A 23,199-nucleotide genomic window follows, 5' to 3' on the forward strand; every position below is an offset into this window, starting at 1 on the left:
CAAAACAGAAATATTTTCTAAGTAAAGATCCTAAAAAATAAGGCTAATATATGAACTGGTTTGCTGACTATTGGTGGGTAATTCTCATCCTTTTAGTAGGTATTATTATTAATGCCATTAAAGATATGAATAAAATAGATCCAAAACAATTTCTTAAAAATAAACGAAAATTACCACCACATCGTGATTTCAATGATAAATGGGATGATGAGGACGATTGGCCCAAGAAAAATGGGGATAAGTAGCTAACCATTGTTGGTAATCTTGAGTCAATTGAACATCATATTCACTCATTAACTGTGCACACTGCTGACGTAGTGCTGTCATAAGTGCTTTTTTACCTGATAATAAAAATTGCTTAACACACTCTTTATCCGACTTTTTATCAATAAAATAAGCAGCTAATAGTGGATAATCTAATTCATAACCAATCAGAAAATCAGCCATGCTGTCATATACTGTTAAAGCTGAGCGATAAGCAAATGCAAATCCAGCCATAAATAACCATCGCCCTTGTTGAATAAGATTATTATCAAAACATTGGCTAATAGATAAATCTATTCCTGTCTGTTTTTTTATGTATTGGTATTGCAATGCCAATGATATCAATGCAATTTGCTGTTGTTGCTCACCTTTTTTGTTTAAAGGATAAATCGCCATTGCAGTATAACAACCACTACTTGCCTCTTTATGTACTCCTAAACGAACAATATTAAAACCACATTGTGTCCAAAATTTAGCTAATGCATCTGTATAACCAAAACTAACGCTCAAATAATCAATATGTTTTGCTTGTGCATCTTTAACGATATGTTTAATAAGATTTACTGCAACTTTTTGACGTCGATAGGGTGGTAAAACAGCAATCCGACTAATACGCAATGATTTTAAACACATAGCCTCAATGGTTAAACCATAAGTCACCAATGATTGTGCAACTAAATTGCCTCTAGGCCGACGTATCCCTAACCATACCTCTTGCGCCAAGGTTTCGGGTAATTCGCCTTCATCAATACACCAAACTGCACCAATCATAGTTTGATTAACGGAAGCCGACCAATAGCTTTGTTTTTGCCCATCTAATAATCGGCGAAAATCTAATGGAGTTGTACGATAATGTGCGCTAGTGAGTAATCGATAAAAATTTTGCAGATCCTTAACATCTTGGTTCCAGTTATCTTTTTGCTGAACAATTGTGACTTCACCTTGTTGTTTATCAAGGTAATAATTAGGCTCGTCAAGTAATAATAACTGGTTAAGCCAATGTTCTAGTGGGTCATGCTTAGCCCAACGAATTGGTGTTTCTAATTGAAGAGTTTGTAATAAAGGTAGACTATCACCTAACTTAAGCATAAAACCTCGACCTGTTCCTTCATACCCTTGAACAGTAGTTGTCATTAATACACGAGGAAAATAACTGCAAAGTGCAACCAATTGCGCTATCGGTAATGCCGCAGCTTCATCAATAATTAACCAATCACTTTTATCACATTGATTTTTTGAACATAAAGCTAATAGATTATCTGGTGAGTAAAATAAGATAGGTTTATTTGTGTGTGAAGATAATACATTAGTACTATTTTTAGCTGGTGCACATACAATTACGGAACCTTGCCATTGTTCAATAAACATTCCCGCAAGTGCAGATTTGCCTCGGCCTCTTGGCGCTATTACGCTCCATACCCCTTTTTGCGTCATTAGCAATTTTTCTAAAATGACTTGTTGTTCTTTGGTAGGCTGGCCTTGCGGTAATGTCCAAAGTGGTAGATTTTGATTTAGTTCAGGTAATTGCAACGGTTGGGATTGCTGCCAAATAATAGTTTGTGGATCATTTAAAGTAATGTCTTTTAGCCATGCCATAAAATTTGGGGTTGGCAAGACGGTTTGCATGTCATTCCAACGCCGGCTATCACCATCTATATATCGCTCCCAATAATTTAAACTAGGTAGACATAAAACTAACCAGCTACCTGCTTTTAATGTCCCGGTTAACATTGCGAGTGCATCGGCATTAAATTCTTCATTGGCATCAAAAATGCCATGTAAATATTCGTTACCTAATAGATTAATTGCCTGGTTAGGAATAATTGCATCAATATAATTTTGCGATATCATTAACCAATCACCAAGACATACTTGTCGTAATTGCTGGATTTGTGCTAATTGCCATGTCTTATCTCCGGCTAATAGCAACAATCGCCGCTGACCTTTTTGTGCAAAATTCGCTTGGTAACGTTGTAACTCTAATAATGGCACAGTTATGATTTACCAATTAATAATGAAAGAATACCTGCGGCAATTAATGGTCCGACAGGTACACCTCTAAATAATGCCACACCAATGACAGTCCCCACTAATAAACCTGCGACAGTAGACGGTTGATTATTCATTAAAGAAACCCCTCTTGCTCCCAACCAAGAAACCGCGATACCTATGGCAATAGCTAATAAAGATTTCCAATTTAAAAATGAATTTAACACCTCTTGTGCCGAAATACGGCCAGTAGCAATGGGTGTCATTACACCAATGGTTAGGATTAAAATACCTATTGTCATACCGTATTTTTCAACAATAGGAAAATATTGATTTAATGGTGTGATTTTAACGACTAACAAAAAAATCATTGCTAATGTCACTGTCATGTTATGGCTAATAATGCCAAGACCTGCAAGCACTAACAAAATTAATAATGAGGGATCAACATTGCTCATTTGTGTTCCTAACCTATTCTAATAATGGGAATAATCATTTTCTTATTTATAACGGAATGTTATTAGTTCAAAGAAGCAGAAGCAAATGTATCACAAGATTTAATGTTGCCACTGTTATATCCTTTCATAAACCAGGCCTTACGCTGCTCAGCACTACCATGAGTAAAGCTATCTGGCACCACATAACCTTGCTGTTGTTGCTGTAGTTTATCATCACCTATCGCTTGAGTAGTTTTAATAGCCGTTAATAAATCAGCTTCATCAATGCGTCCTTCACCAGCCATAAAACGCCCCCACATTCCAGCAAAGCAATCGGCTTGAAGCTCTAATTTCACTGATAATCGATTAGCCTCTGCCTTTGAGCGTGCCATTTGCTGTTTTTCACGCATTTGTGTGGTGATACCTAATAAATGCTGAACATGATGCCCAACCTCATGAGAAATCACATAACCTTGAGCAAATTCACCACCCCCCCCTAAACTATTCTTCATTTCATTATAAAAGGAGAGGTCAAGATAAATTTTTCTATCTGCAGGACAATAAAATGGCCCCATAATTTTGGTGCCTGTTCCACACTGTGTTGTTGTACTACCACTATAAAGCACTAATTTAGGATCACTATATTGTTTGCCTGCTTGAGCAAATAATTCTTGCCAAAAATCTTCTGTACTCGCTAACACCACACTACTAAAATCGGCTGCTTCATTATAAAGTGCACTTTGCTGTTCATTGACTTGTGCTGGCTGAGTTGTTTCACCGGTTAATGAATTAAAATCAAACCCCATAAAGCTTGCGATAACTAAAATAATAATCACAACAAAACCATATTTAGTACGCAATAAAAGTGTAATTAATCCCAAAGGGAGATTACCACCACCTGATGCTGAAGAAGATTGCCCTCGTCTATCTTCAACATTATTGCTTCTACGGCGATCATTCCAACGCATAATCATTCCCCATTAATTAAATACATTAGTTAAATATGCTAGTGTAAATTGATGCCTCTATTTTAGATAATAACAAAAATCTTACTATTTCTATTTCCTATTTTTTAAGAGCAGAATAATAGTGAAGATCAGAAAATAGCCACAACGATAAAAAAACACACCATAAGTGTTGGCAAGCACGCTGTTTTTTTTATTAAGAACCAGAATAGAATTCTCATGTTACCTACACTATTACTAATAAGTAGAAAATTTAATGACTCGAACTCAACGTTTACTCACGTTATTACAGATTTTAAAAGAAAATCGCTATCCCGTTACAGCTCAGGCTTTAGCAACAAAATTACAAATTAGCGTACGATCTATCTATCGCGATATTGAATCATTACGCGATCAAGGTGCCGATATAATAGGAGAAGCCGGCTTAGGTTATCAATTAAAAACAGGCTTACTACTCCCCCCTTTAATGTTTGATGTGAATGAACTTGAAGCACTGATATTAGGTTTGCGTTGGGTGCAAAGCAATACAGATCAAGAGCTCAAAGAATCGGCAATACGAGCAGTAAATAAAATTAATACCGTTGTGACTACACAACATCGCGTTATTCTGGATCAAAATACGTTATTTGCTCCAACCAACCAATTTATTACGGTTAATGACGAGATCGCTAAAGATTTACGCCTTAGTTTAAGAGAAGAAAAAAAAGCTAATATAGATTATCAGGATGTAAACAAACAATTGAGCAGCAGAACAATATGGCCTATTGCTGTTGGTTATTTCAAAGATTCGCAAATATTAGCGGCTTGGTGTGAATTACGCCAAAGTTATCGCCACTTTCGCTTAGATAGAATTGCCTCTTACCGTGTATTAACGGATAACTTGCCTTATCCAAAAAGCTATTTGCTCGATAGATGGAAAAAAGAGACTTTTTGTAACACTACTGACAAGAATTGACACCCAATGGCCTTACTATTTCATCTCACCTAGCGCTAATTAATAAATACACAAATAGTAAGGAAACATCATGAGCGAACTCACTCTTTATACCAATACAATATCGCGCGGTAATACTGTAGAACTCTTTTTAAACATGCTTGCGGTTCCATTTAAACGCGTGGAATTATCTTATGGTGAACAGATGAATAGCGCAGAATATCTTGCTATTAATCCGATGGCAAAAGTTCCTGCATTAGTGGATGGGGATAATATCGTCACTGAGACAGCTGCAATTTGTATGTACTTAGCAGATAAGTTTATTGAAAAAGGTTTTGTACCTGCGTTTGGCTCACCTGAACGCGCAGCATATTACCGCTGGTTCTTTTTTACTGCGGGTCCTATTGAAGCCGCTTTTACTGTAAAAGAACTAGGTGTTGAACTTAATGAAGAACAACAAAAATCATCTGGTTTTGGCTCTTTTGAACGTGCATTTCACGGTTTAGAAACAGGTTTAGCAAATGCAACACCTTATATTTGTGGCAAAAATTTAACGGCTGTTGATGTTTATGTTGGCTATTTTCTCATATTCCTATGTAAATATGCACTGATCCAGCCTACACCATTAATTAACCAATATCTTGATAGCCTTGCTCTTAACAAAGAAATTAAGCAATTACTTGAAGGTTTTGATTTAAAATAAATATTTCAAGCACAAACATGCATTAATCTTTCATTTTTCATACAATAAAAGGTCAGTTTTTAAGCTGACCTTTTTTATTATTGTTTTTTTTCGTGACGTAATCGATTGCGTTTTTAGTCTAAAGAAACACCAATACGGCGTGCAACTTCTTCGTATGCTTCAATTAATCCACCTAAGCTTTGGCGGAAACGGTCTTTATCCATTTTATCTAAGGTGTTTTTGTCCCATAAACGACTGCCATCAGGAGAGAACTCATCACCGAGTACGACTTTTCCGTTAAATAAACCAAACTCAAGTTTGAAGTCCACAAGAATAAGTCCTGCTTTATCAAACAATTCGCTAAGGACATCGTTTGCTTTATAACTCAGACGTTTCATTTCTGCGAGGTGTTCTTTAGATACCCAACCAAAAGTTTCACAATAAGATTCATTCACCATCGGATCATGACGGGCATCATCTTTCAGGAAGAGATCAAAAATAGGTGGGTTTAAAACAATACCTTCTTCAATACCTAAACGTTTTACTAATGAACCGGCTGCACGGTTACGAATAACGCATTCAACTGGAACCATATCCAGTTTTTTCACCAGCACTTCATTATCAGAAAGCAAACGTTCCATCTGCGTTGGGATACCCGCTTCTTCCAATTTGTTCATAATGAAATGGTTAAATTTATTATTCACCATACCTTTACGATCAAACTGTTCAATACGTTGGCCATCTAACGCTGATGTATCGTTTCTAAATTCTAAAATCAGGAAATCAGAAGATTCGGTGGTATAGACTGTTTTGGCTTTCCCACGATACAACTCAGCTTTTTTTTGCATCTGACACACTCCAAAGATGTGATAGGTTTAACAAGAAATAACCGCCTATACTCTACTCTAGATTATACAAAAAAGCTTTTAAAACGTGGGATAGATAACTAAAAAACTCATTCATTTAAGCTGTCATTGAGACTCATTGCTAAAGGGAAATCAAAGCATAAGCAATATGGTAGAAAGTAAGAGATGGGAAGTTAAAAAGAGGATCTTAATACATTTTCTAATGAAAAAAGGGATGTTTATTATTGGTAAACACGACTAACAGCAAAATGTTCTATTTATCATTAATCATAAGCCAAATAGAGACAGCATATTAATAGTTTAATTACTCTAAAAAAGAAAAAAAACGTTATTTTATATTTATCACTAACTCTATTTCATCGCATTTACATTAATTTATCAATTTTTTTATTATTTTATTTTTATTCCCTTCCTATATACCAATAAAAACATCCAGACACATTACTCATAAATTAAGTAATTTGTCTGGATATAATGAAATATAAGTGTGATGATTTACTTTAGTTTCTAAACATCATCCTTGATGTATCATTAATTAATTATTCTAACCTAAAGTTATTCTTAATATTTATTAAATAATAAAACAATATACTTCATAGGCGAACCAACCTAATAATGCACCGGCTGGTAAATCAATTAAATAATGTTGTTTAGTAAACATACATGATAATGCAATCAATAATGGGAAAAGAAAAACTAATGGCCCTAATGTTGCATATGCCAAACATGCAGTTAATGTCGCAACTGAAACATGCATACTTGGGAAACAGTTAGAAGTATCATCAAAGTGCTGGACAAACTTAAGAAATTTTTCTGATGCCTTTTTACCTGGATTGATTGTACGCCAATGTGGCGGTGTCGCGACAGGAAAAACAATAAAGAAAAACATTTGCATAACTAACAAAACAATATAACTAAATACAATCATGATAAATTGTCTTGAGTCTTGAATGATCCAGTTGAGATAGAGAATTGCAGGATAATATAAAAAACTATAGATCCATGACCACCAAGGCCAGAAGGGGATCTTTTCATCAATTGGTGAATTAATTACTTTCACTTCTCTTAATGTATATCGTTGAGTAAAAAAATAAAACTGATAAACACCAACAATAAGTATCCCACTTAATATTAAGTGAATAATCATATCACCCGCACTCATAAATACTCCTTTAAATGATTTGAGAATGCTTTGTTATTCTTATTAAAGTAAATAGCGCAGTAATATTGCACAGTTTTTTCCGTATTGCATTAAGATTAATATTATTAATTCTGTAATATTAATTTTTCATTTAAAGAAAATGACTTTTTTGATAAATATGAATAAATAGCTATTGATATATTTATATTAGGAAAAACCTTCTTGCTTATTAAATTATTTTGATAAAATAATAAGTTAAGAAAAATAAAAAGCCGCACAATTAGTACTGTGCGGCTTATCTTATCATCTTTAAGAAATAATTTTATTTCACTGGTTTACTGAACGCAGCTTTCATTGCGGCAACCATTTGATCATTTTGTGATTGAGTCAAAGGTTTTCCATTATCACTGATAAATTGCAAACTACTACGGTTATTTAAATCGCCGACTTGTAGTTTATAATCCCCTTCTTCAACAGAAGGTTTATCAACACCTAAAGAGCTCCAACTTGCACTACTTAAACCTTTATAAGTCACTTCAATTGAGCCTTTAGATCGTGTGCGGTCACCCATCTTCATACCAACACTTTCTAATGCGATAGGCAGTCTATCCCAAACCACATCAAATGGTGCGCGTACAATAATTACAGGTAAACCTACGTTATCGCTACCGCTTTGTACATCGATAATACCTTGCAAATTGCTAGTTGCCGTATTTTCACTTAAGTTACGCATACGGTTTAAACCATCAACAATTTCATTAAGCAGTAGTGTGTTATAGCGTTTTACTTCAGTAGCATCGGTTACGTCACTTTCGCCTTGGCGTAAACCTTCATTAGTAATAGTTAATACGATAACATTACCTTGCTGAGTAATGGCTAAACGCTGGCGTGTTTGGTAAGGTACGTTTTCATCAGCCCGTGTCCAAACAATCCAATCTGTCATTATCTCTTTTTGTACTGCATCACCTTTAGTAACGACCACACCTTTATCTTTTAATACCGCGGTTACTTGCTCATAAAGCGTGCTATTTTCTGGCGCATTAGATAATAATAACTTGCTGTTTGTGGCGTTATTTTCACTGCGAGAACCACTCAACAAATTGAGCGCTTGTGTTGGCGGACGAATATCAAGCGCTAAACCAATAGGCTCACTTTTTTTAGAAACGGGAATGTCATATTCCCCATTTTGCAAAGGCAACACCATACCCGCAGGAAGTGCTAAATTTTTTAGTCCAGTAGTCTCTAAATAAGACTCGTCACCACTGACCTGACGTTTATAGCGCTGATCGCTTGAACAGGCTGCCAGTAAAACCACCAGCGACAGACCCGCGACTTTCATAATCTTTGATTTATGCAATAGTGTTGCCATTAAAATTCCCTAAGTTTTACAGTATTCCCGCTGTTACCAGCGCTTTCTCAACAATTTGCTGACCTGATGATGTCAACGGTGTCATAGGTAAGCGCAATGTGGCGTCTTCAATCAATCCAATACGTTGACACGCCCACTTAGCTGGGATTGGATTAGGTTCAACAAATAACTGATGATGTAAGTCCATCAGGCGTCGGTTAAGTTCGCGTGCTTTTGCAAACTCTCCAACTTTTGCCAATCGACATAATTCTACCATCTCTACAGCAGCAACGTTAGCAGTAACCGAAATAACGCCATGGCCACCCAGCTGCATAAAGTCTAATGATGATGCATCATCTCCACTAAGTAGAATAAAACTATCATCATTTACCAACTCTTGGATTTGACTAACACGACTTAAGTTCCCTGTCGCTTCTTTAATTGCCACAATATTATCCAACTCAGCTAAACGTGCAACTGTTACTGGCAATAAATCGCATCCAGTACGACCCGGCACATTATACAATATCTGTGGTAAATCGGTGCTTTCAGAAATCGCTTTAAAATGCTGATAAAGTCCTTCTTGTGATGGCTTATTATAATAAGGTGTCACACTCAAACAACCCGCAATACCTTTATTTTCAAATTGCTGAGTAAACCAAACGGCTTCTGATGTTGCATTTGCCCCTGTTCCGGCAATAACAGGAATGCGGCCATCAGCCATATCTAACGTCATTAAAACAACATCAACATGCTCTTCATGACTGAGTGTTGCCGATTCACCCGTTGTACCAACAGAAACGATAGCAGCACTATTGGCTTTAACATGGTAATCGACCAATTTACGTAAGCTAACCCGGTCAACATTGCCTTGTGCATCCATAGGAGTGACTAGCGCCACCATACTGCCTGTAAAATTAAATTTGTTACTCACCATAATTTATTGCTCCGAGATAGACTTATACACAATGGTACTCATTCATCCCTCTATTGAAAACTACTTAACTCTAGGTTTCTAATGAAATTTGCTAATATTCTTTGATATGAATTAAAGAGAGATAATAATTCAATATAGTGAACGTCTGATCTTGGCAGAAATCAAAATTTGTGGTTACCTGTTAAGAATAAACTGAAAGTCAAAAGGAACCTCATTTTGCCCATACCTGATAAACATTTTCTCGTGCTTACAGCATTAGGTTCTGATCGTCCTGGTATCGTTGATACTATTACTCAATTAGTTAGCCAATGTGGATGTAATATCGAGGACAGCCGACTTGCTATGTTCGGTCAAGAATTTACGTTTATCATGCTCCTTTCTGGTGGTTGGAATGCTATCGCTCAGTTAGAAGCGTTACTTCCCATCAAAAGTGCGGAACTGGATTTACTGACTGTAATGAAGAGAACAACTAATGCCTCTCCAATAGTTTATCCTTCAACTATTGCGGCAAAAGTCGATATTGAAGATGCACCCGGTATTGTAGAACGATTTACTAATTTGTTTAGTCAACATAACTTTAATCTTGCGGAGTTAATTTCTAAAACACATCCTTCTGATGATGGAACCCCTGCTCGCTTAGAAATACAAATAACGGCACATAATCCGTTAGATGATAATGGTCTTGTTATTCATGAGAAGTTCAATCAATTATGTACAGAACTTCATGCTCAAGGCACAATAAGTATTGTAAATAGTCTGATGATGAAACAGTAAAAATGGAGAATGACCTAATGAACCCATTAAAAGCCGGTGAGAAGGCACCTCAATTCAGTCTGCCCGATCAAGATGGAGAGATCATTAATCTGTCTGATTTCGCTGGCCAACGTGTGCTCGTTTATTTCTATCCAAAAGCAATGACACCAGGTTGTACTACTCAAGCCTGTGGATTGCGCGATGAGATGGATGCACTAAAAAAAGCCAAAGTCGAAGTACTAGGTATTAGCACTGACAAATCGGAAAAGCTTTCACGTTTTGCAGAAAAAGAGATGTTAAACTTCACTTTGCTTTCAGATGAAAATCATAAAGTTGCAGAAAAGTTTGGAATTTGGGGTGAAAAACAATTTATGGGGAAAACTTACGATGGCATTCATCGTACTTCATTTCTCATTGATAAAAATGGTGTTGTTGAACATGTTTTCGATAACTTTAAAACCAGCAATCACCACCAAATTGTGCTTGAGTATCTGGCACAACATCCATAATTTGTATGCTCTGTTTTTAAAAACAAACAGACAGTTTTCACTGTCTGTTTTTCGTTTTATTTAAAACTATCTTATCAACTGAATTATATTTTCTTTCTATCTGGTTGATCATTCGCAATTTCATCTGGTAAGGCATGAAGTACTGCTTTAATTAATGTTGCTAATGGGATGGCAAAAAAGACCCCCCAGAACCCCCACATCCCACCAAAAATAATAACGGATAAAATAATGACTAAAGGATGCATATTAACCGCTTCAGAAAACAAAATAGGCACCAACAAGTTACTGTCTAATCCTTGGACAACTAAATAAGCAATAAATAGAGCCCAAAAATCAGAACCTAATCCCCATTGAGAAAGCGCAATCACAATCACGGGAATAGTCGCTAATACCGCACCAACATAAGGAACCAGCACTGACACACCTACCAACACGGCCAGTAAAACAGAATAGCGTAAATCGAAAAAAGCGAAGACAAAATAGGTGAATATTCCCACGATCACCATTTCTGTTACTTTACCTCGAATATAATTGGTAATTTGCTGATTCACCTCTATCCATACTTGTGCTGCTAATATTCTATTTTTAGGTAAAACACGACGCACTGCATTTAGCATCTGCTGTTTATCTTTTAATAAAAAGAAAGTCATTAACGGTACAAGGATAAGATAAATAGAAAGTGTAATAATACCAATCAATGAAGCGAGAGAAACTTTTAGCACCGATTCTGCCACAGTAGACAGTTTGCTACGTAAATTTTCAGCCATCATATCCACAATGCCTGCATCAACTAGCGCAGGAAAACGATCAGGCAATTCACGAGCAAAATCATTAAATCGATTTATCATATTAGGTAAATCAGAAATGAGAGTCATGCCTTGTTGCCAAACGGTTGGCGCTAAAATCAAAATGACAATGGCACTAACACCAATAAATAGTGTCAGAATGATTGATACCGCCCATACCCGGGCACAACCTAATTTTTCAAGCAAATGTGTTGGCCACTCTAATAAGTAAGCAAGCACAATCGCCACTAATAATGGCGCAAGTATGCCACTGAAAAAGTAGATAATTGAAAAGCCGGCAATTAAGATGAACACTAAGGCAATAACCTGAGGATCAGCAAAGCGGCGTTTATACCATTGAACAAGCAAGTCCAGCATGAAAATCGAGGTCCTTTATAATAACAAGTAAAATATATCTATGTGTTTTGGTTTACAATAGCAATGAACTTTTGACAGATTTTACGTTAGGTTTTGCTATGATACATCATTAATTATTAATTTTTAGTTAAGATAGCCATCAGGATGCTGTTGTATGAAACTCAGACTTAAAAAACCATTGGTCGCGCTTCTTGTTTCTGCTTTGCTATCAACATCAGTGGTGCCTGCTCACGCTGCGATTGATATAGAAGATTCATTACCTGATATGGGAACGACGGCGGGTTCAACCCTAAGTATCAATCAAGAAATCGCTATGGGTGATTACTATACTCGTCAACTGAGGAATAGTGCACCATTAGTTTTTGATCCCCTACTTTCTAATTACATCAATAATCTAGGGCAAAAACTTGTTTCAAATGCAAGCTCAGTGAAAACGCCTTTTCATTTTTATTTAGTTAACAACCAAAATATAAATGCCTTTGCCTATTTTGGTGGCAATATCGTGCTGCACTCCGCACTTTTTCGCTATAGCCAAAATGAAAGCGAACTGGCTTCTGTTATGGCACATGAAATCACTCATGTTACACAGCGCCATCTAGCACGAATGCTCGAAGATCAATCAAAAACCACCCCTTTGGCTCTCGCTGGTGTTTTAGGTTCTATTCTCATTTTTATGGCAAACCCTAACGCAGGACTTGCTACTTTTACTGGGAGTATGGCGGGTATTCAGCAAAATATGATTACGTTTACACAAATGAACGAACAAGAAGCTGACCGCATTGGTATACAAACTCTTTATCGTGCCGGGTTTGACCCACAAGGAATGCCCGATTTTATGCAAATTTTGGCGGATCAAGTAAGATATAGCTCTAAACCACCAGAAATGCTGCTGACGCACCCCTTACCAGATAGTCGTTTATCTGATGCGCGTAGCCGTGCATCACAATATAAACAACGTCAATTGCCACAATCGGCCGATTTTCTGTTTGCCAAAATGCGCGTATTAGCCATGCTTAATAATGCGCCCGCATCAGATAATGCCTTACAAACAGCACTTGATCAGTTTAACAATGGTACTGAATTAGAAAAATCAGCGGCTAATTATGCACAAGTGTTGATTTATTCTCGTGACCGTAAATTTGATGATGCGAGAAAAATACTCACACCAATGTTAGAAAAAGATCCAAATAATATCTGGCTTATTGATGCCATCACAGATATTGATTTAGAGCAAAACCTTGCTAGCAATGCTGTTGCACGGTTACAAAATGCCTTAAAACGAACCCCAACAAATAAAGTTATTATTGCTAACTTGGCCAATGCCTATATGCATAACAAGCAATATAATGAAGCCAACAAACTACTTTATCGTTATACCTTTGATAACCCTGATGATCCTATTGGCTGGCAATTAACCGCCGAAAATGCAGCAAAACAAGGTGATAGAGCTCATGAATTAGCCGCTTATGCAGAAGATTTAGCGCTTAGAGGCGATTTTGAAACGGCCATTCGTTACCTTGGCGATGCTAGCCGTCAGGTAAAATTAGGCAGTAACGATCAAGCTCGTTTTGATGCTCGTATAGATCAATTACGTAAAATTCAGCAAAGAGATAGTCAGTTTAAATAAGGGAAAACATGACCAAGAAAGTGACGATTTATCATAATCCACGCTGTTCAAAAAGCCGTGAAACCTTACATTTATTAGAAGAAATGCAAATAACACCTGAAGTGATTCATTATTTAGATAACACACCGTCAGTAAAAGAGATCAAAAACCTGCTTAAGGCATTAGGTTTTAATGATGCAAGAGCATTGATGCGCACAAAAGAAGAAATTTATAAAACGCTAAAATTGGCAGATGAATCTTCACAAGATGTACTTATTCAAGCAATGCATGACAACCCTAAATTAATTGAACGTCCTATTGTGGTTGTTGGTGATAATGCACGTTTAGGTCGCCCTCCCGAGCAAGTGAAAGCGTTATTTCTTTAATTAATCTAAAAAAGCCTCTACTTTTTTCAGTAAAAAAAGGGGCTTTTTGTCTATTCACACTCATATCTATAAATATCCGATAATTTTTTTCTTATTACATAATCGCTAATTTAATCACCACATGTTAATTAAATGTAACTAGTGTAATTAGTCTCATCTTTTTAATATCCTTAATAGAAATAAGTTTATAAATCTTTTCCTTTCAAAAAATTTCATCTCACTTTCATTTTTTTTATGACTTGTTTATAAGCAGATAGCAAAACAGCTATCTTGATCACATTACTGCGTATAGCATCGCGCCTATAAGAAAAAATTTATGCAACGTTTCATTTGTATTGTGACTCAAGTCTCTTTACATAATTGCATTCATACATATTATTGGCATCAGAAAATATGATAGCAAAAATAATGAGTAGCAAATTTTAGCCTTTATCTATTTTCACTATCATCCAAGAAAGAAATTAACAACCGCTTTATAGTTTATAACAATATTACAACATAGCAATGTGAACCCAATCCTAAGCATTTCTATCTTTTCTTTTTGTTATCTATTTTTGTTTGATAGCAAATTATTTATTTAAAATAAAGTATAGATAGAAACAGGGTCGGTTAAAAATATAGCCAACATATGGGCGAATAAAACTAAATAATCATCATAAAAATGTTAGATGATTGTCAGGCTAATAGGAAAATAGATGAATATCGTACTCAGACTAAAACTTGTCTCATTCCTCCAGTTTTTTATTTGGGGTTCTTGGCTTGTTACGTTTGCCTCATATCTGTTTGGTGAACTTCATTTTAAAGGTAGCGATGTTGGGCTTATTTTTAGTGCACTAGGGCTTGCTTCGCTTATTGCACCAGTCGTTATGGGATTTATTGCAGATAAAATAAATAACCGTAAGCTTGTTTTTATTACTTTGCATATCTTCTCAGCATTAGCACTTGTGCTAATGTCACAAATGACAACCGTCACAACCTTATTTTTTGCTACCTTGCTACATTTATTGTTCTTTATGCCAAGTATTTCTATGGCAAACAGTATTATCTTTGAGCTGTTAGAACAAAAACATTTAGAACCTAATAATTATTTCCCTAAAATACGCGTTTACGGGACTGTCGGCTTTATTGCTGCAATGTGGGTGATTAGTTTCTTAGGATTAGGAAATAGCTATCACCAATTGTTTGTCGCTGCAATTGCATCAATTGTTTTAGCTGTATTTGCGATGTTCCTACCAGCAACAAAAGCTGCTGATAAAAATGCAGCGAAAGAAGAAGTTGCCGCATTTAGTCTATCAAATATTTTGCAAGTATTTAAAAAGAGAAACGTGGTTGTTTTCTTATTTTTTGCAACCTTATTAGGCTCAGTGCTACAAATCACAAATACTTTTGGTGTGCCATTCCTGCAAGATATTGCACAAGCACCTAATGCCGACGATTCATTCTTTGCACGTTATCCTTCTGTGTTCTTATCCATTTCACAGATATCAGAAGTCGTCTTTATCTTATTCCTACCACTATTATTAAAACGTGTAAGAATCGAAACTATCGTGCTATTTAGTATGATTGCATGGATTTTACGTTTCGGTTTCTTCGCTTATGGTGATTACACATCGTTAGGCCAAATCGTTTTATTACTATCCATGATTGTATATGGCTGTGCATTCGACTTCTTCAATATCTCAGGTTCATTATTCTTAGAAAAAGAGATCCCACTGCAATATCGTTCAACCGCTCAAGGCATGTTTATGACTTTAGTGAATGGTTTTGGTACTTATTTAGGTGCGATGTTAAGTGGTTGGGTTATCGATTTATACACTACCGATAGCATTGTTGATTGGAAAATGTTCTGGCTGATCTTCACTGGTTATACTGTAGCAATTACTGTGCTATACCTTATTTTCTTACTGATCCCACAGAAGAAAACAAAAGCAGCAGTAGAAGCAAACTAATTAAATAAAATTATTTCAGTAATCTCTTACCGCTTGTTTATAAACAAGCGGTTTTTTTATGCCTATTAATTCTTCGTTACACGGGTGTGAGTGTTAGTTTTTAGAAGGGATGATATAAATAAATTTTTGCAATAAAAAACAAAAAAGTGGCTAGCAAAATAGCTTACCACATCTTAAATAATGCAAAATAAGGACAACACTAAAGCTTCAGAATATCTTTAACAAAAGGAATTGTTAGTTTTCTTTGGGCAACAATAGAGGCGTGATCAAGCTCATCAAGCATTTCAAAAAGCGTACGCATTTTTCTATCAAGACGTTTCAAGACAAAGCGACCAACATCTTCAGGTAATTCAAAACCGCGTAGTTTAGCTCTTAGTTGTAAAGCTTGAATTTTTTCTTCATCACTTAAAGGCTGTAAACGGTAGATTTGCCCCCAGTCTAAGCGTGATGCTAAATCAGGAAGTTGCAAATCTATTTGGCGAGGAGGTCTGTCACCCGTAATTAATAAGCATGTACGACCAAGTTCTAATACACGGTTATAAAGATTAAATAACGCAAGTTCCCACTCTTCATCACCTGCAACACATTGCACATTATCAATGCAAACAAGAGATAAATGTTCCATACCTTCAAGAACATCGGGGACAAAATAAGCACGTTTATCTAATGGCACATAACCAACGGCATCGCCTGCGGCAGAAAGTTCTGCACAAGCGGCATGTAATAGATGACTCTTTCCGCCCCCATCACGAGACCAGAAATAGATATAACTGCCATGAGATTGGTGGATGGCGGTTCGTATTGCAGCGACTAATGACGCATTTTCCCCTGCATAGAAGCTATCGAATGTCTCATCATCGGGCAGAGATAGTGGTAATGATAGCTGCGACGGCGTATTCAGAAGCACCTCACCTGAATAGTTTAATAAACGTCGTGATTCTAACACAAATTCTCTCTAGGTCAGAACCAATATTCAAAAAGCACAGAAAGCTATTTAAAATCCCAGTAACAATCCATTAGTTAGTCTATTTAATAACCATAAATAGACTGTTTAATATTCGGTTACTATCCGCTAAGTTATTTAAATCTTAATTTAGTTAAATCATTTCCCGAAGGCTGCTGATAAATGTCGAGCTTAAAATATTTTGCTGACGCATTAATATACTCAAAAATTTCTGATTGCGTCTCTTCATATTCAATCCATGTTGTTGCTCGAGTAAAGCAGTATAGTTCTACAGGAAGCCCCATTGGGGTTGGTGGCATTGTTCTTATAACTAAATACATATCAGCCCGGACATCACCGCGCATCTTTATCCAATTGAGCATATATTTTCTAAATAACTGCAGATTAGTCACACCTTTGCTGACCATCCATTCATTTATATTTTCAATATCTGCTTCTTTTTCTTCAAGCATGGCTTCAATGCTTTTACGTAAAGCTGGCGTGTCTTTTAATTCATTAAATAGCGCTTCTGTTGCAAATGAAATAGAAGATTGATCAATATAAAAACTACGTTTAATCCGACGCCCACCAGAAGAAAACATAGGCTGCCAGTTAGTATATTTTTCTGTTAAGAAATCTTTTGTTGGAATACGTGAAATAGTGTTATCCCAATTGCGGACAGTAATAGTGTGTAGTGCGATATCTATTACTTCACCACTAATATTACTACTTGGTAGTTCTATCCAATCATAAAGTTTTAATACTTTGCCATTAGAAATCAAAATATTAGCAACAAAAGACATTAGAGTGTGCTGAAAAACAAACATTAAAACAGCAGCAATAGCACCAAAACTGGAGATAATAATAAGCGGTGATTGTTCAGTAAATAAAGCAAGGATCAAAATAAACGAGATGAGCCAAACAATAATTTTGGCAATTTCTATATAACCTTTAATTGAGTTATTACGATGCCAGGTTTTTTTAGCGTGTCTCAGATTAAAAATATCAAGCGCGTTATTGAGTAGCGAAGCCGTATTTATGATGATAAAGGCGCGACATACTGTTTCAAAAATAATATTCATTTCTGGCGAAAAAGAAGGTAACAACTGGTTGATATAAAGAACCAATGTTACAGCAACAATTGATGCACTCCTTTTCGCAATATCACCAATAGTCTCTTCATCAGATAATTCAGTAAATAAAAACAGTAAGCGTTTTACTATTCTGCGAAAAATCATCTTGGCAAGAAACCACACCGTCAATAACACAACAACTAAAAATAGTGTAGTGAAAATCTGCTTTGATACAATGAAGTCGTAAATTTTAACCAGCTCTTCCATAAATAACACTCGCACCTTTTAAATACTGTTAATCATTTGAAGACACACCACAAAAAATGCAAGTAACAACTACATTTCATACAGCACTGGCTATCATTGTCTCATTTATTTTATTTAAATAAACATCAATATGGATAAATAAGCGCTTTTCTAAGTTTTAAACACTATTTATAGTAAAAATCTTAGCGAGTTAAGCCAGCAAAATTAAAATTCACCAATAAAAAAGGTGGGGATTAGCCACCTTTTAATTAAATTCGATATTTTTGCTTTAGCGCGTCAATGTATATATTTATGCGTATAGTTTAGAATTACTTTTTATTTGATTGCTCATTAACAGATTCAAGGGTGTTATCCACCAATTCTGTTTCTGGGCGAAGAATACTGGCTAACTTAAAGACCAGACTTAACACAATACCAACTACTGTTGCTAGCGCCATACCTTTTAATTCAGCAGCACCAATTTGAATTGAAGCACCACTCACACCAACAATCAGAATAATTGCAGTTAATATTAAATTTTGAGGCTTATTGTAATCAACCTTAGAATCTAATAACACGCGAATACCTGATGCCCCAATAACCCCATAAAGCAGTAATGAAACCCCGCCCATCACAGGTACAGGTACCGCAGCTATTGCCGCTGCCAATTTACCGATACAAGAAAGTAATATAGCTAAAATTGCAGCGCCGCCAATAACCCAAGAACTGTAGACTTTGGTTATTGCCATGACGCCAATATTTTCACCATAAGTGGTGTTAGGTGTAGAGCCAAAGAAACCTGAAATAATGGTAGAGAAACCGTTTGCAAACATAGAACGATGCAAACCAGGATTTTTCATCAAATCGCGTTGCACAATATTTGCAGTCACAACAAGGTGTCCAACGTGTTCTGCAATAACCACTAATGCAGCTGGCAGAATAATAAAGATGGCACTCCATTCAAACCGAGGTGAATAAAAAGTAGGTAATGCAAACCAATTAGCTTCTTTAATTGGTGTAATATCAACAACTCCCATAAAGAAAGAGAGCGCATAACCCGCTAATACACCGATAAGAATAGGAATAATTGCAAGGAATCCCCTGAACATAACAGAACCTAAAATTGTTACGCCAAGAGTAACCATTGAAATAAGCAATGTTGTGTTATCTACAGGATTATCTGCGCTAGGTAATAAACCCGCCATTCCAGCTGCAGTTCCTGCTAATTCCAAACCAATAACGGCAACGATAGCGCCCATTGCCGCAGGTGGAAACATCACATTAATCCATCCTCGCCCTGCTATTTTCACAATTCCAGCAACAAGACAAAATAACACCCCACAAACAATAAATCCCCCAAGTGCAAGTTCATAACCTAAAGGTAATAAAAGAAGCACTGGAGAAATAAACGCAAAGCTTGAACCTAAATAAGCAGGAATGCGTCCTTTACAGATAAAGAGATAAAGCAGGGTTCCGATCCCGTTAAATAATAGTATTGTTGCCGGATTTACTTTAAATAAAATTGGCACAAGTACGGTAGCGCCAAACATTGCAAACAGATGTTGGAAGCTCAACGGAATCGTTTGTAATAATGGTGGGCGCTCTTCTACCCCGATTGCACGACGAGTCATGCTTACGACCTCTCTTTAGTATGTTGTGAAATGATTTTTGAATATCGTTTAGTTAAAGATAAGTAGTCCAAAAAAAAGCCGACTATCAAAGTCGGCTTAATTATTATTTCGTACCAAATATCTTATCACCAGCATCACCAAGACCTGGGACAATGTACCCGTGCTCATTAAGATGGCTATCAACCGATGCAGTATATAATTCAACATCTGGATGTGCTTCTTCTAATGCTTTAATTCCTTCTGGAGCAGCAACCAGTACTAATACTTTGATTGAAGTACAGCCAGCATTTTTTAATAAATCAATTGTGGCAATCATAGAGCCGCCTGTTGCTAACATTGGGTCAACAACAAGAGCCATACGCTCTTCAATATTGGATGCTAATTTTTGGAAGTAAGGAACGGGTTTTAATGTTTCTTCATCGCGGTAAACGCCAACAACACTGATTCGGGCACTAGGAATATTTTCTAATACTCCATCCATCATCCCGATACCTGCACGGAGGATAGGAACTACTGTGATTTTTTTTCCTTTAATCTGTTCTATCTCTACCGAGCCACACCAACCTTCAATTGTTACTGTTTCTGTTTCTAAATCGGCGGTAGCTTCATACGTCAGTAGACTGGAAACTTCTGAAGCCAGTTCACGAAAGCGCTTAGTGCTTATATCATGATCTCGCATCAGCCCCAATTTATGTTGAATGAGTGGGTGTTTTACCTCAACGATCTTCATAATTTCTCCTAATGTACGACGCAGCCTGACAAAAAAATCGCGAGATTATACCGCTTTTTTGTCAACAATCCATCGTTTTTCTATTGATATTGATCAAACGCACAGCTTTTAACCGCACCAACATGAATAATTGTGATCTAAAAAGAAGATCCTCGCAAACGATTGCTTAGCCTGTTAGAATAGCATCCGCACACATTTTATCTTAACGCAACTTGCCGTGAGGGCCCGAAGTGACAAACAAATCCTCTCTCAGCTATAAAGATGCCGGTGTCGATATTGATGCAGGTAACGCTTTAGTCGAACGTATCAAAGATGTAGTAAAAGAGACTCGCCGTCCTGAAGTTATGGGGGGGTTAGGTGGTTTTGGCGCATTATGTGCAATCCCAACTAAATACCGCGAACCCATTTTAGTCTCAGGTACTGATGGCGTTGGTACTAAACTTCGCCTTGCGATGGACTTGAATCGTCACGATGATATCGGCATTGATCTCGTCGCAATGTGTGTCAATGATTTAATCGTTCAAGGCGCAGAGCCCCTATTCTTCCTTGACTACTATGCCACAGGAAAACTCGATGTCGATACCGCAGCACGAGTTGTTACTGGTATTGCACAAGGTTGTAAACTATCAGGCTGTTCTCTTGTTGGTGGTGAAACAGCAGAAATGCCAGGCATGTATCATGGCAACGACTATGATATTGCTGGGTTTTGTGTCGGTGTTGTTGAAAAATCAGAAATTATTGATGGTAGCAAAGTAAAAACAGGTGATGCATTAATTGCGCTAGCATCAAGCGGCCCACACTCTAATGGTTATTCATTAGTCCGTAAAATTCTTGAAGTCAGCAATACATCCGCTGAAAACACCCCATTAGGTGATAAAACACTGGCTGATCACTTATTAGCCCCTACTCGCATTTATGTAAAATCACTACTTTCATTAATTGAAAATATTGATATTCATGCTGTTGCTCATATTACAGGTGGTGGATTCTGGGAAAATATTCCTCGCGTTCTACCTGAAAACACGCAAGCGCGTATTAATAGTAATAGCTGGGAATGGCCAATAGTTTTCCAATGGCTGCAAAATGCAGGACAAGTTAGCACACATGAAATGTATCGCACCTTTAACTGTGGCGTGGGTATGCTAATCGCAATTAACCAAACTGATGTTGAAAAAACACTCGCACTACTGAATGAAAGTGGTGAAAAAGCATGGTTAATTGGTGAAATTGCACCTCAGGCGGCAAATGAAGCTCAAGTTGTTATTAGTTAAAAAATATTAACTGAAACGTGCGAATGAAAAATATTGTTGTTCTAATTTCAGGAAATGGTAGCAATCTACAGGCGATTATCGACGCCTGTAGAAGCAATAAAATAGCAGGTAATATTGTTGCAGTATTTAGCAATAAACCCGAGGCTTATGGGCTTGAACGCGCAAAGCTTGCTAATATTCCTGCTCATTTTATCGACCCAGCCAACTTTGGTGGTAGAGTCGCTTATGATGAAGCATTGATTGAACAAATCGATGCTTATCAGCCTGATATTGTGGTACTTGCTGGTTTTATGCGTATTTTATCGCCAGCTTTTGTCACTCATTATCAGCAGCGCTTATTAAATATTCATCCTTCACTGCTTCCCAAATACCCCGGATTGCATACTCATCGGCAAGTATTGGAAAATAAAGATTCATTTCATGGTGTTACCGTCCACTTTGTTACTGAAGAACTCGATGGTGGCCCAATGATTATTCAAGCTCGTATTCCTGTATTACCCGATGATACTGAGCAATCACTACAAGCCAGAATACAAACTCAAGAGTATCGAATCTATCCATTAGCAATTAGTTGGTTAGCTCAGGAACGGTTAAAAATGGTTGATAATCAATCATTTCTAGATGGTGTCGCGCTTTTCGATAATTTAGACTAACTATTTCATTTAAGGTAAAAAGTCACTTTGTGCTACACTGTAGCCCGCGTGGCTTTTTTTATGTCACTCTTTTTTTGTTTAATTTAATGCATTCACCGAGGTGCTTATGTCCGGTGGTAAGAAAGTTCCACCTATAAAATTACGTCCTCTTGAACGAGAAGACCTCCCATTTGTTCATCAACTCGATAATAATGCTAGCGTTATGCGCTACTGGTTTGAAGAACCCTACGAAGCTTTTATCGAGCTTTGCGATCTCTACGGAAAACATATTCATGACCAAAGCGAACGACGCTTTATTGCTGAAAGCGAAGGCACTAAAGTCGGTTTAGTTGAGCTTGTTGAAATTGATTATGTCCATCGTCGTGCCGAATTCCAAATTATTATCGCACCAGCACACCAAGGGCATGGTTATGCCGCTCGTGCAGCAAAACTCGCAATGGATTATGCTTTTTCTGTACTTAATTTATACAAACTCTATTTAATCGTTGATAAAGAGAATGCCAAAGCGATTCATATTTATGAAAAACTTGGCTTTAAAAAAGAAGGTGATTTAATAGATGAGTTTTTTGTCAATGGTTCCTATCGCTCTGCGATTAGAATGTGCACATTCCAAGCCCCCTATTTTGAACAAAAAGCAAAAGAAACCAAGCCTGAAAGCTTCGTTAAACCAGGCGCGACAATAAAGCAGCATGTCTGATAAAATTCAGATATTATGATTTTACT

Annotated in this window: 23 protein-coding genes; 11 read left to right on the forward strand and 12 right to left on the reverse strand. The window is 36.7% G+C overall.

Translation table 11 applies throughout. The features are described 5' to 3' along the window. Positions 1–50 precede the first annotated feature (50 nt). Positions 51–245: a YpfN family protein gene (locus tag PH4a_RS17405; protein ID WP_064720225.1), complete on the forward strand. Its 195-nt coding sequence runs from the start codon at positions 51–53 to the stop codon at positions 243–245. On the opposite strand, the gene PH4a_RS17410 is transcribed toward PH4a_RS17405, so the two are convergent. The 3 genes from PH4a_RS17410 to ypfJ form a co-directional block, all read right to left on the reverse strand. Then, a complete protein-coding gene (locus PH4a_RS17410) occupies positions 190–2,256 on the reverse strand; it encodes a tRNA(Met) cytidine acetyltransferase TmcA (protein WP_129041579.1) in 2,067 nt (688 codons plus the stop codon). The genes PH4a_RS17405 and PH4a_RS17410 overlap by 56 nt on opposite strands. Positions 2,257–2,258: 2 nt before the next feature. After that, on the reverse strand, positions 2,259–2,711 hold the full coding sequence (locus PH4a_RS17415; protein WP_129041581.1) for a DUF441 domain-containing protein: 453 nt from the start codon (positions 2,709–2,711) through the stop codon (positions 2,259–2,261). A gap of 62 nt (positions 2,712–2,773) precedes the next feature. Beyond that, on the reverse strand, positions 2,774–3,658 hold the full coding sequence (gene ypfJ / locus PH4a_RS17420) for a KPN_02809 family neutral zinc metallopeptidase (RefSeq protein WP_129041583.1): 885 nt from the start codon (positions 3,656–3,658) through the stop codon (positions 2,774–2,776). A 253-nt stretch (positions 3,659–3,911) separates the two neighbouring features. On the opposite strand from ypfJ, the gene PH4a_RS17425 reads away from it, so the two are divergent. Next, complete coding sequence (locus tag PH4a_RS17425) at positions 3,912–4,610, forward strand: helix-turn-helix transcriptional regulator (protein ID WP_129041585.1); 699 nt, start codon at positions 3,912–3,914, stop codon at positions 4,608–4,610. A 70-nt stretch (positions 4,611–4,680) separates the two neighbouring features. Then, positions 4,681–5,292: a glutathione S-transferase family protein gene (locus tag PH4a_RS17430; protein WP_129041587.1), complete on the forward strand. Its 612-nt coding sequence runs from the start codon at positions 4,681–4,683 to the stop codon at positions 5,290–5,292. Between the two features lie 113 nt (positions 5,293–5,405). Here the strand turns inward: PH4a_RS17430 and purC are convergent, their stop codons facing one another. From purC to dapA, 4 genes are all read right to left on the reverse strand, one after another. Beyond that, on the reverse strand, positions 5,406–6,119 hold the full coding sequence (purC, locus tag PH4a_RS17435; protein WP_129041589.1) for a phosphoribosylaminoimidazolesuccinocarboxamide synthase: 714 nt from the start codon (positions 6,117–6,119) through the stop codon (positions 5,406–5,408). A gap of 589 nt (positions 6,120–6,708) precedes the next feature. Beyond that, a complete protein-coding gene (locus PH4a_RS17440; RefSeq protein ID WP_064720232.1) occupies positions 6,709–7,299 on the reverse strand; it encodes a phosphatase PAP2 family protein in 591 nt (196 codons plus the stop codon). A 301-nt stretch (positions 7,300–7,600) separates the two neighbouring features. Further along, on the reverse strand, positions 7,601–8,647 hold the full coding sequence (bamC, locus tag PH4a_RS17445) for an outer membrane protein assembly factor BamC (RefSeq protein WP_129041591.1): 1,047 nt from the start codon (positions 8,645–8,647) through the stop codon (positions 7,601–7,603). A gap of 16 nt (positions 8,648–8,663) precedes the next feature. Then, entirely contained in the window at positions 8,664–9,563 is a 900-nt protein-coding gene (dapA, locus tag PH4a_RS17450) for a 4-hydroxy-tetrahydrodipicolinate synthase (RefSeq protein ID WP_129041593.1), read from the reverse strand. A 216-nt stretch (positions 9,564–9,779) separates the two neighbouring features. Between dapA and PH4a_RS17455 the strand changes: the two genes are divergently transcribed. Beyond that, the gene (locus PH4a_RS17455) at positions 9,780–10,337 is read left to right on the forward strand and encodes a glycine cleavage system transcriptional repressor (RefSeq protein WP_064720235.1); all 558 of its coding nucleotides are present in this window, start codon (positions 9,780–9,782) and stop codon (positions 10,335–10,337) included. Between the two features lie 17 nt (positions 10,338–10,354). After that, positions 10,355–10,825, forward strand: coding sequence for a thioredoxin-dependent thiol peroxidase (bcp, locus tag PH4a_RS17460; RefSeq protein ID WP_129041595.1), 471 nt, complete (start codon positions 10,355–10,357; stop codon positions 10,823–10,825). Positions 10,826–10,908: 83 nt separating this feature from the next. Here bcp and PH4a_RS17465 read toward each other — a convergent pair whose 3' ends face one another. Beyond that, on the reverse strand, positions 10,909–11,988 hold the full coding sequence (locus tag PH4a_RS17465) for an AI-2E family transporter (protein WP_064720237.1): 1,080 nt from the start codon (positions 11,986–11,988) through the stop codon (positions 10,909–10,911). Between the two features lie 154 nt (positions 11,989–12,142). Here PH4a_RS17465 and bepA point away from each other — a divergent pair, with 154 nt between their 5' ends. From bepA to PH4a_RS17480, 3 genes are all read left to right on the forward strand, one after another. Next, positions 12,143–13,615: a beta-barrel assembly-enhancing protease gene (gene bepA, locus PH4a_RS17470; protein ID WP_064720238.1), complete on the forward strand. Its 1,473-nt coding sequence runs from the start codon at positions 12,143–12,145 to the stop codon at positions 13,613–13,615. 8 nt (positions 13,616–13,623) lie between these two features. Next, complete coding sequence (gene arsC / locus PH4a_RS17475) at positions 13,624–13,980, forward strand: arsenate reductase (glutaredoxin) (protein WP_129041598.1); 357 nt, start codon at positions 13,624–13,626, stop codon at positions 13,978–13,980. Between the two features lie 695 nt (positions 13,981–14,675). Next, positions 14,676–15,929: an MFS transporter gene (locus PH4a_RS17480; protein ID WP_064720240.1), complete on the forward strand. Its 1,254-nt coding sequence runs from the start codon at positions 14,676–14,678 to the stop codon at positions 15,927–15,929. Positions 15,930–16,128: 199 nt separating this feature from the next. Here the strand turns inward: PH4a_RS17480 and hda are convergent, their stop codons facing one another. The 4 genes from hda to upp all read right to left on the reverse strand — a co-directional run bounded on the left by hda (position 16,129) and on the right by upp (position 20,552). Continuing rightward, positions 16,129–16,836, reverse strand: a complete 708-nt coding sequence (hda, locus tag PH4a_RS17485) for a DnaA inactivator Hda (RefSeq protein WP_129041969.1) — start codon at positions 16,834–16,836, stop codon at positions 16,129–16,131. 170 nt (positions 16,837–17,006) lie between these two features. Then, positions 17,007–18,212, reverse strand: coding sequence for a mechanosensitive ion channel family protein (locus tag PH4a_RS17490; protein ID WP_129041600.1), 1,206 nt, complete (start codon positions 18,210–18,212; stop codon positions 17,007–17,009). Positions 18,213–18,520: 308 nt separating this feature from the next. After that, entirely contained in the window at positions 18,521–19,822 is a 1,302-nt protein-coding gene (gene uraA / locus PH4a_RS17495; protein WP_064720242.1) for a uracil permease, read from the reverse strand. 103 nt (positions 19,823–19,925) lie between these two features. Then, positions 19,926–20,552: a uracil phosphoribosyltransferase gene (gene upp, locus PH4a_RS17500; RefSeq protein WP_064720243.1), complete on the reverse strand. Its 627-nt coding sequence runs from the start codon at positions 20,550–20,552 to the stop codon at positions 19,926–19,928. Between the two features lie 230 nt (positions 20,553–20,782). On the opposite strand from upp, the gene purM reads away from it, so the two are divergent. The 3 genes from purM to speG all read left to right on the forward strand — a co-directional run bounded on the left by purM (position 20,783) and on the right by speG (position 23,173). Beyond that, positions 20,783–21,823: a phosphoribosylformylglycinamidine cyclo-ligase gene (gene purM / locus PH4a_RS17505; RefSeq protein WP_129041602.1), complete on the forward strand. Its 1,041-nt coding sequence runs from the start codon at positions 20,783–20,785 to the stop codon at positions 21,821–21,823. 23 nt (positions 21,824–21,846) lie between these two features. Next, positions 21,847–22,476: a phosphoribosylglycinamide formyltransferase gene (purN, locus tag PH4a_RS17510; protein ID WP_129041603.1), complete on the forward strand. Its 630-nt coding sequence runs from the start codon at positions 21,847–21,849 to the stop codon at positions 22,474–22,476. A 106-nt stretch (positions 22,477–22,582) separates the two neighbouring features. Further along, positions 22,583–23,173, forward strand: coding sequence for a spermidine N1-acetyltransferase (gene speG / locus PH4a_RS17515; protein WP_064720246.1), 591 nt, complete (start codon positions 22,583–22,585; stop codon positions 23,171–23,173). Positions 23,174–23,199 lie beyond the last annotated feature (26 nt).

It is taken from the genome of Proteus hauseri (genome assembly GCF_004116975.1).
Taxonomy (GTDB): Bacteria; Pseudomonadota; Gammaproteobacteria; order Enterobacterales; family Enterobacteriaceae; genus Proteus; species Proteus hauseri.

Coding starts and splice junctions, on each gene's coding strand:
- PH4a_RS17415 (WP_129041581.1), bottom strand. CDS start 2,711: ATGAGCAATGTTGATCCCTCATTATTAATTTTGTTAGTGCTTGCAGGT.
- speG (WP_064720246.1), top strand. CDS start 22,583: ATGTCCGGTGGTAAGAAAGTTCCACCTATAAAATTACGTCCTCTTGAA.
- PH4a_RS17490 (WP_129041600.1), bottom strand. CDS start 18,212: ATGGAAGAGCTGGTTAAAATTTACGACTTCATTGTATCAAAGCAGATT.
- ypfJ (WP_129041583.1), bottom strand. CDS start 3,658: ATGCGTTGGAATGATCGCCGTAGAAGCAATAATGTTGAAGATAGACGA.
- arsC (WP_129041598.1), top strand. CDS start 13,624: ATGACCAAGAAAGTGACGATTTATCATAATCCACGCTGTTCAAAAAGC.
- bepA (WP_064720238.1), top strand. CDS start 12,143: ATGAAACTCAGACTTAAAAAACCATTGGTCGCGCTTCTTGTTTCTGCT.
- upp (WP_064720243.1), bottom strand. CDS start 20,552: ATGAAGATCGTTGAGGTAAAACACCCACTCATTCAACATAAATTGGGG.
- uraA (WP_064720242.1), bottom strand. CDS start 19,822: ATGACTCGTCGTGCAATCGGGGTAGAAGAGCGCCCACCATTATTACAA.
- bcp (WP_129041595.1), top strand. CDS start 10,355: ATGAACCCATTAAAAGCCGGTGAGAAGGCACCTCAATTCAGTCTGCCC.
- PH4a_RS17465 (WP_064720237.1), bottom strand. CDS start 11,988: ATGCTGGACTTGCTTGTTCAATGGTATAAACGCCGCTTTGCTGATCCT.
- PH4a_RS17480 (WP_064720240.1), top strand. CDS start 14,676: ATGAATATCGTACTCAGACTAAAACTTGTCTCATTCCTCCAGTTTTTT.
- purN (WP_129041603.1), top strand. CDS start 21,847: ATGAAAAATATTGTTGTTCTAATTTCAGGAAATGGTAGCAATCTACAG.
- purC (WP_129041589.1), bottom strand. CDS start 6,119: ATGCAAAAAAAAGCTGAGTTGTATCGTGGGAAAGCCAAAACAGTCTAT.
- bamC (WP_129041591.1), bottom strand. CDS start 8,647: ATGGCAACACTATTGCATAAATCAAAGATTATGAAAGTCGCGGGTCTG.
- PH4a_RS17405 (WP_064720225.1), top strand. CDS start 51: ATGAACTGGTTTGCTGACTATTGGTGGGTAATTCTCATCCTTTTAGTA.
- PH4a_RS17440 (WP_064720232.1), bottom strand. CDS start 7,299: ATGAGTGCGGGTGATATGATTATTCACTTAATATTAAGTGGGATACTT.
- PH4a_RS17425 (WP_129041585.1), top strand. CDS start 3,912: ATGACTCGAACTCAACGTTTACTCACGTTATTACAGATTTTAAAAGAA.
- PH4a_RS17430 (WP_129041587.1), top strand. CDS start 4,681: ATGAGCGAACTCACTCTTTATACCAATACAATATCGCGCGGTAATACT.
- dapA (WP_129041593.1), bottom strand. CDS start 9,563: ATGGTGAGTAACAAATTTAATTTTACAGGCAGTATGGTGGCGCTAGTC.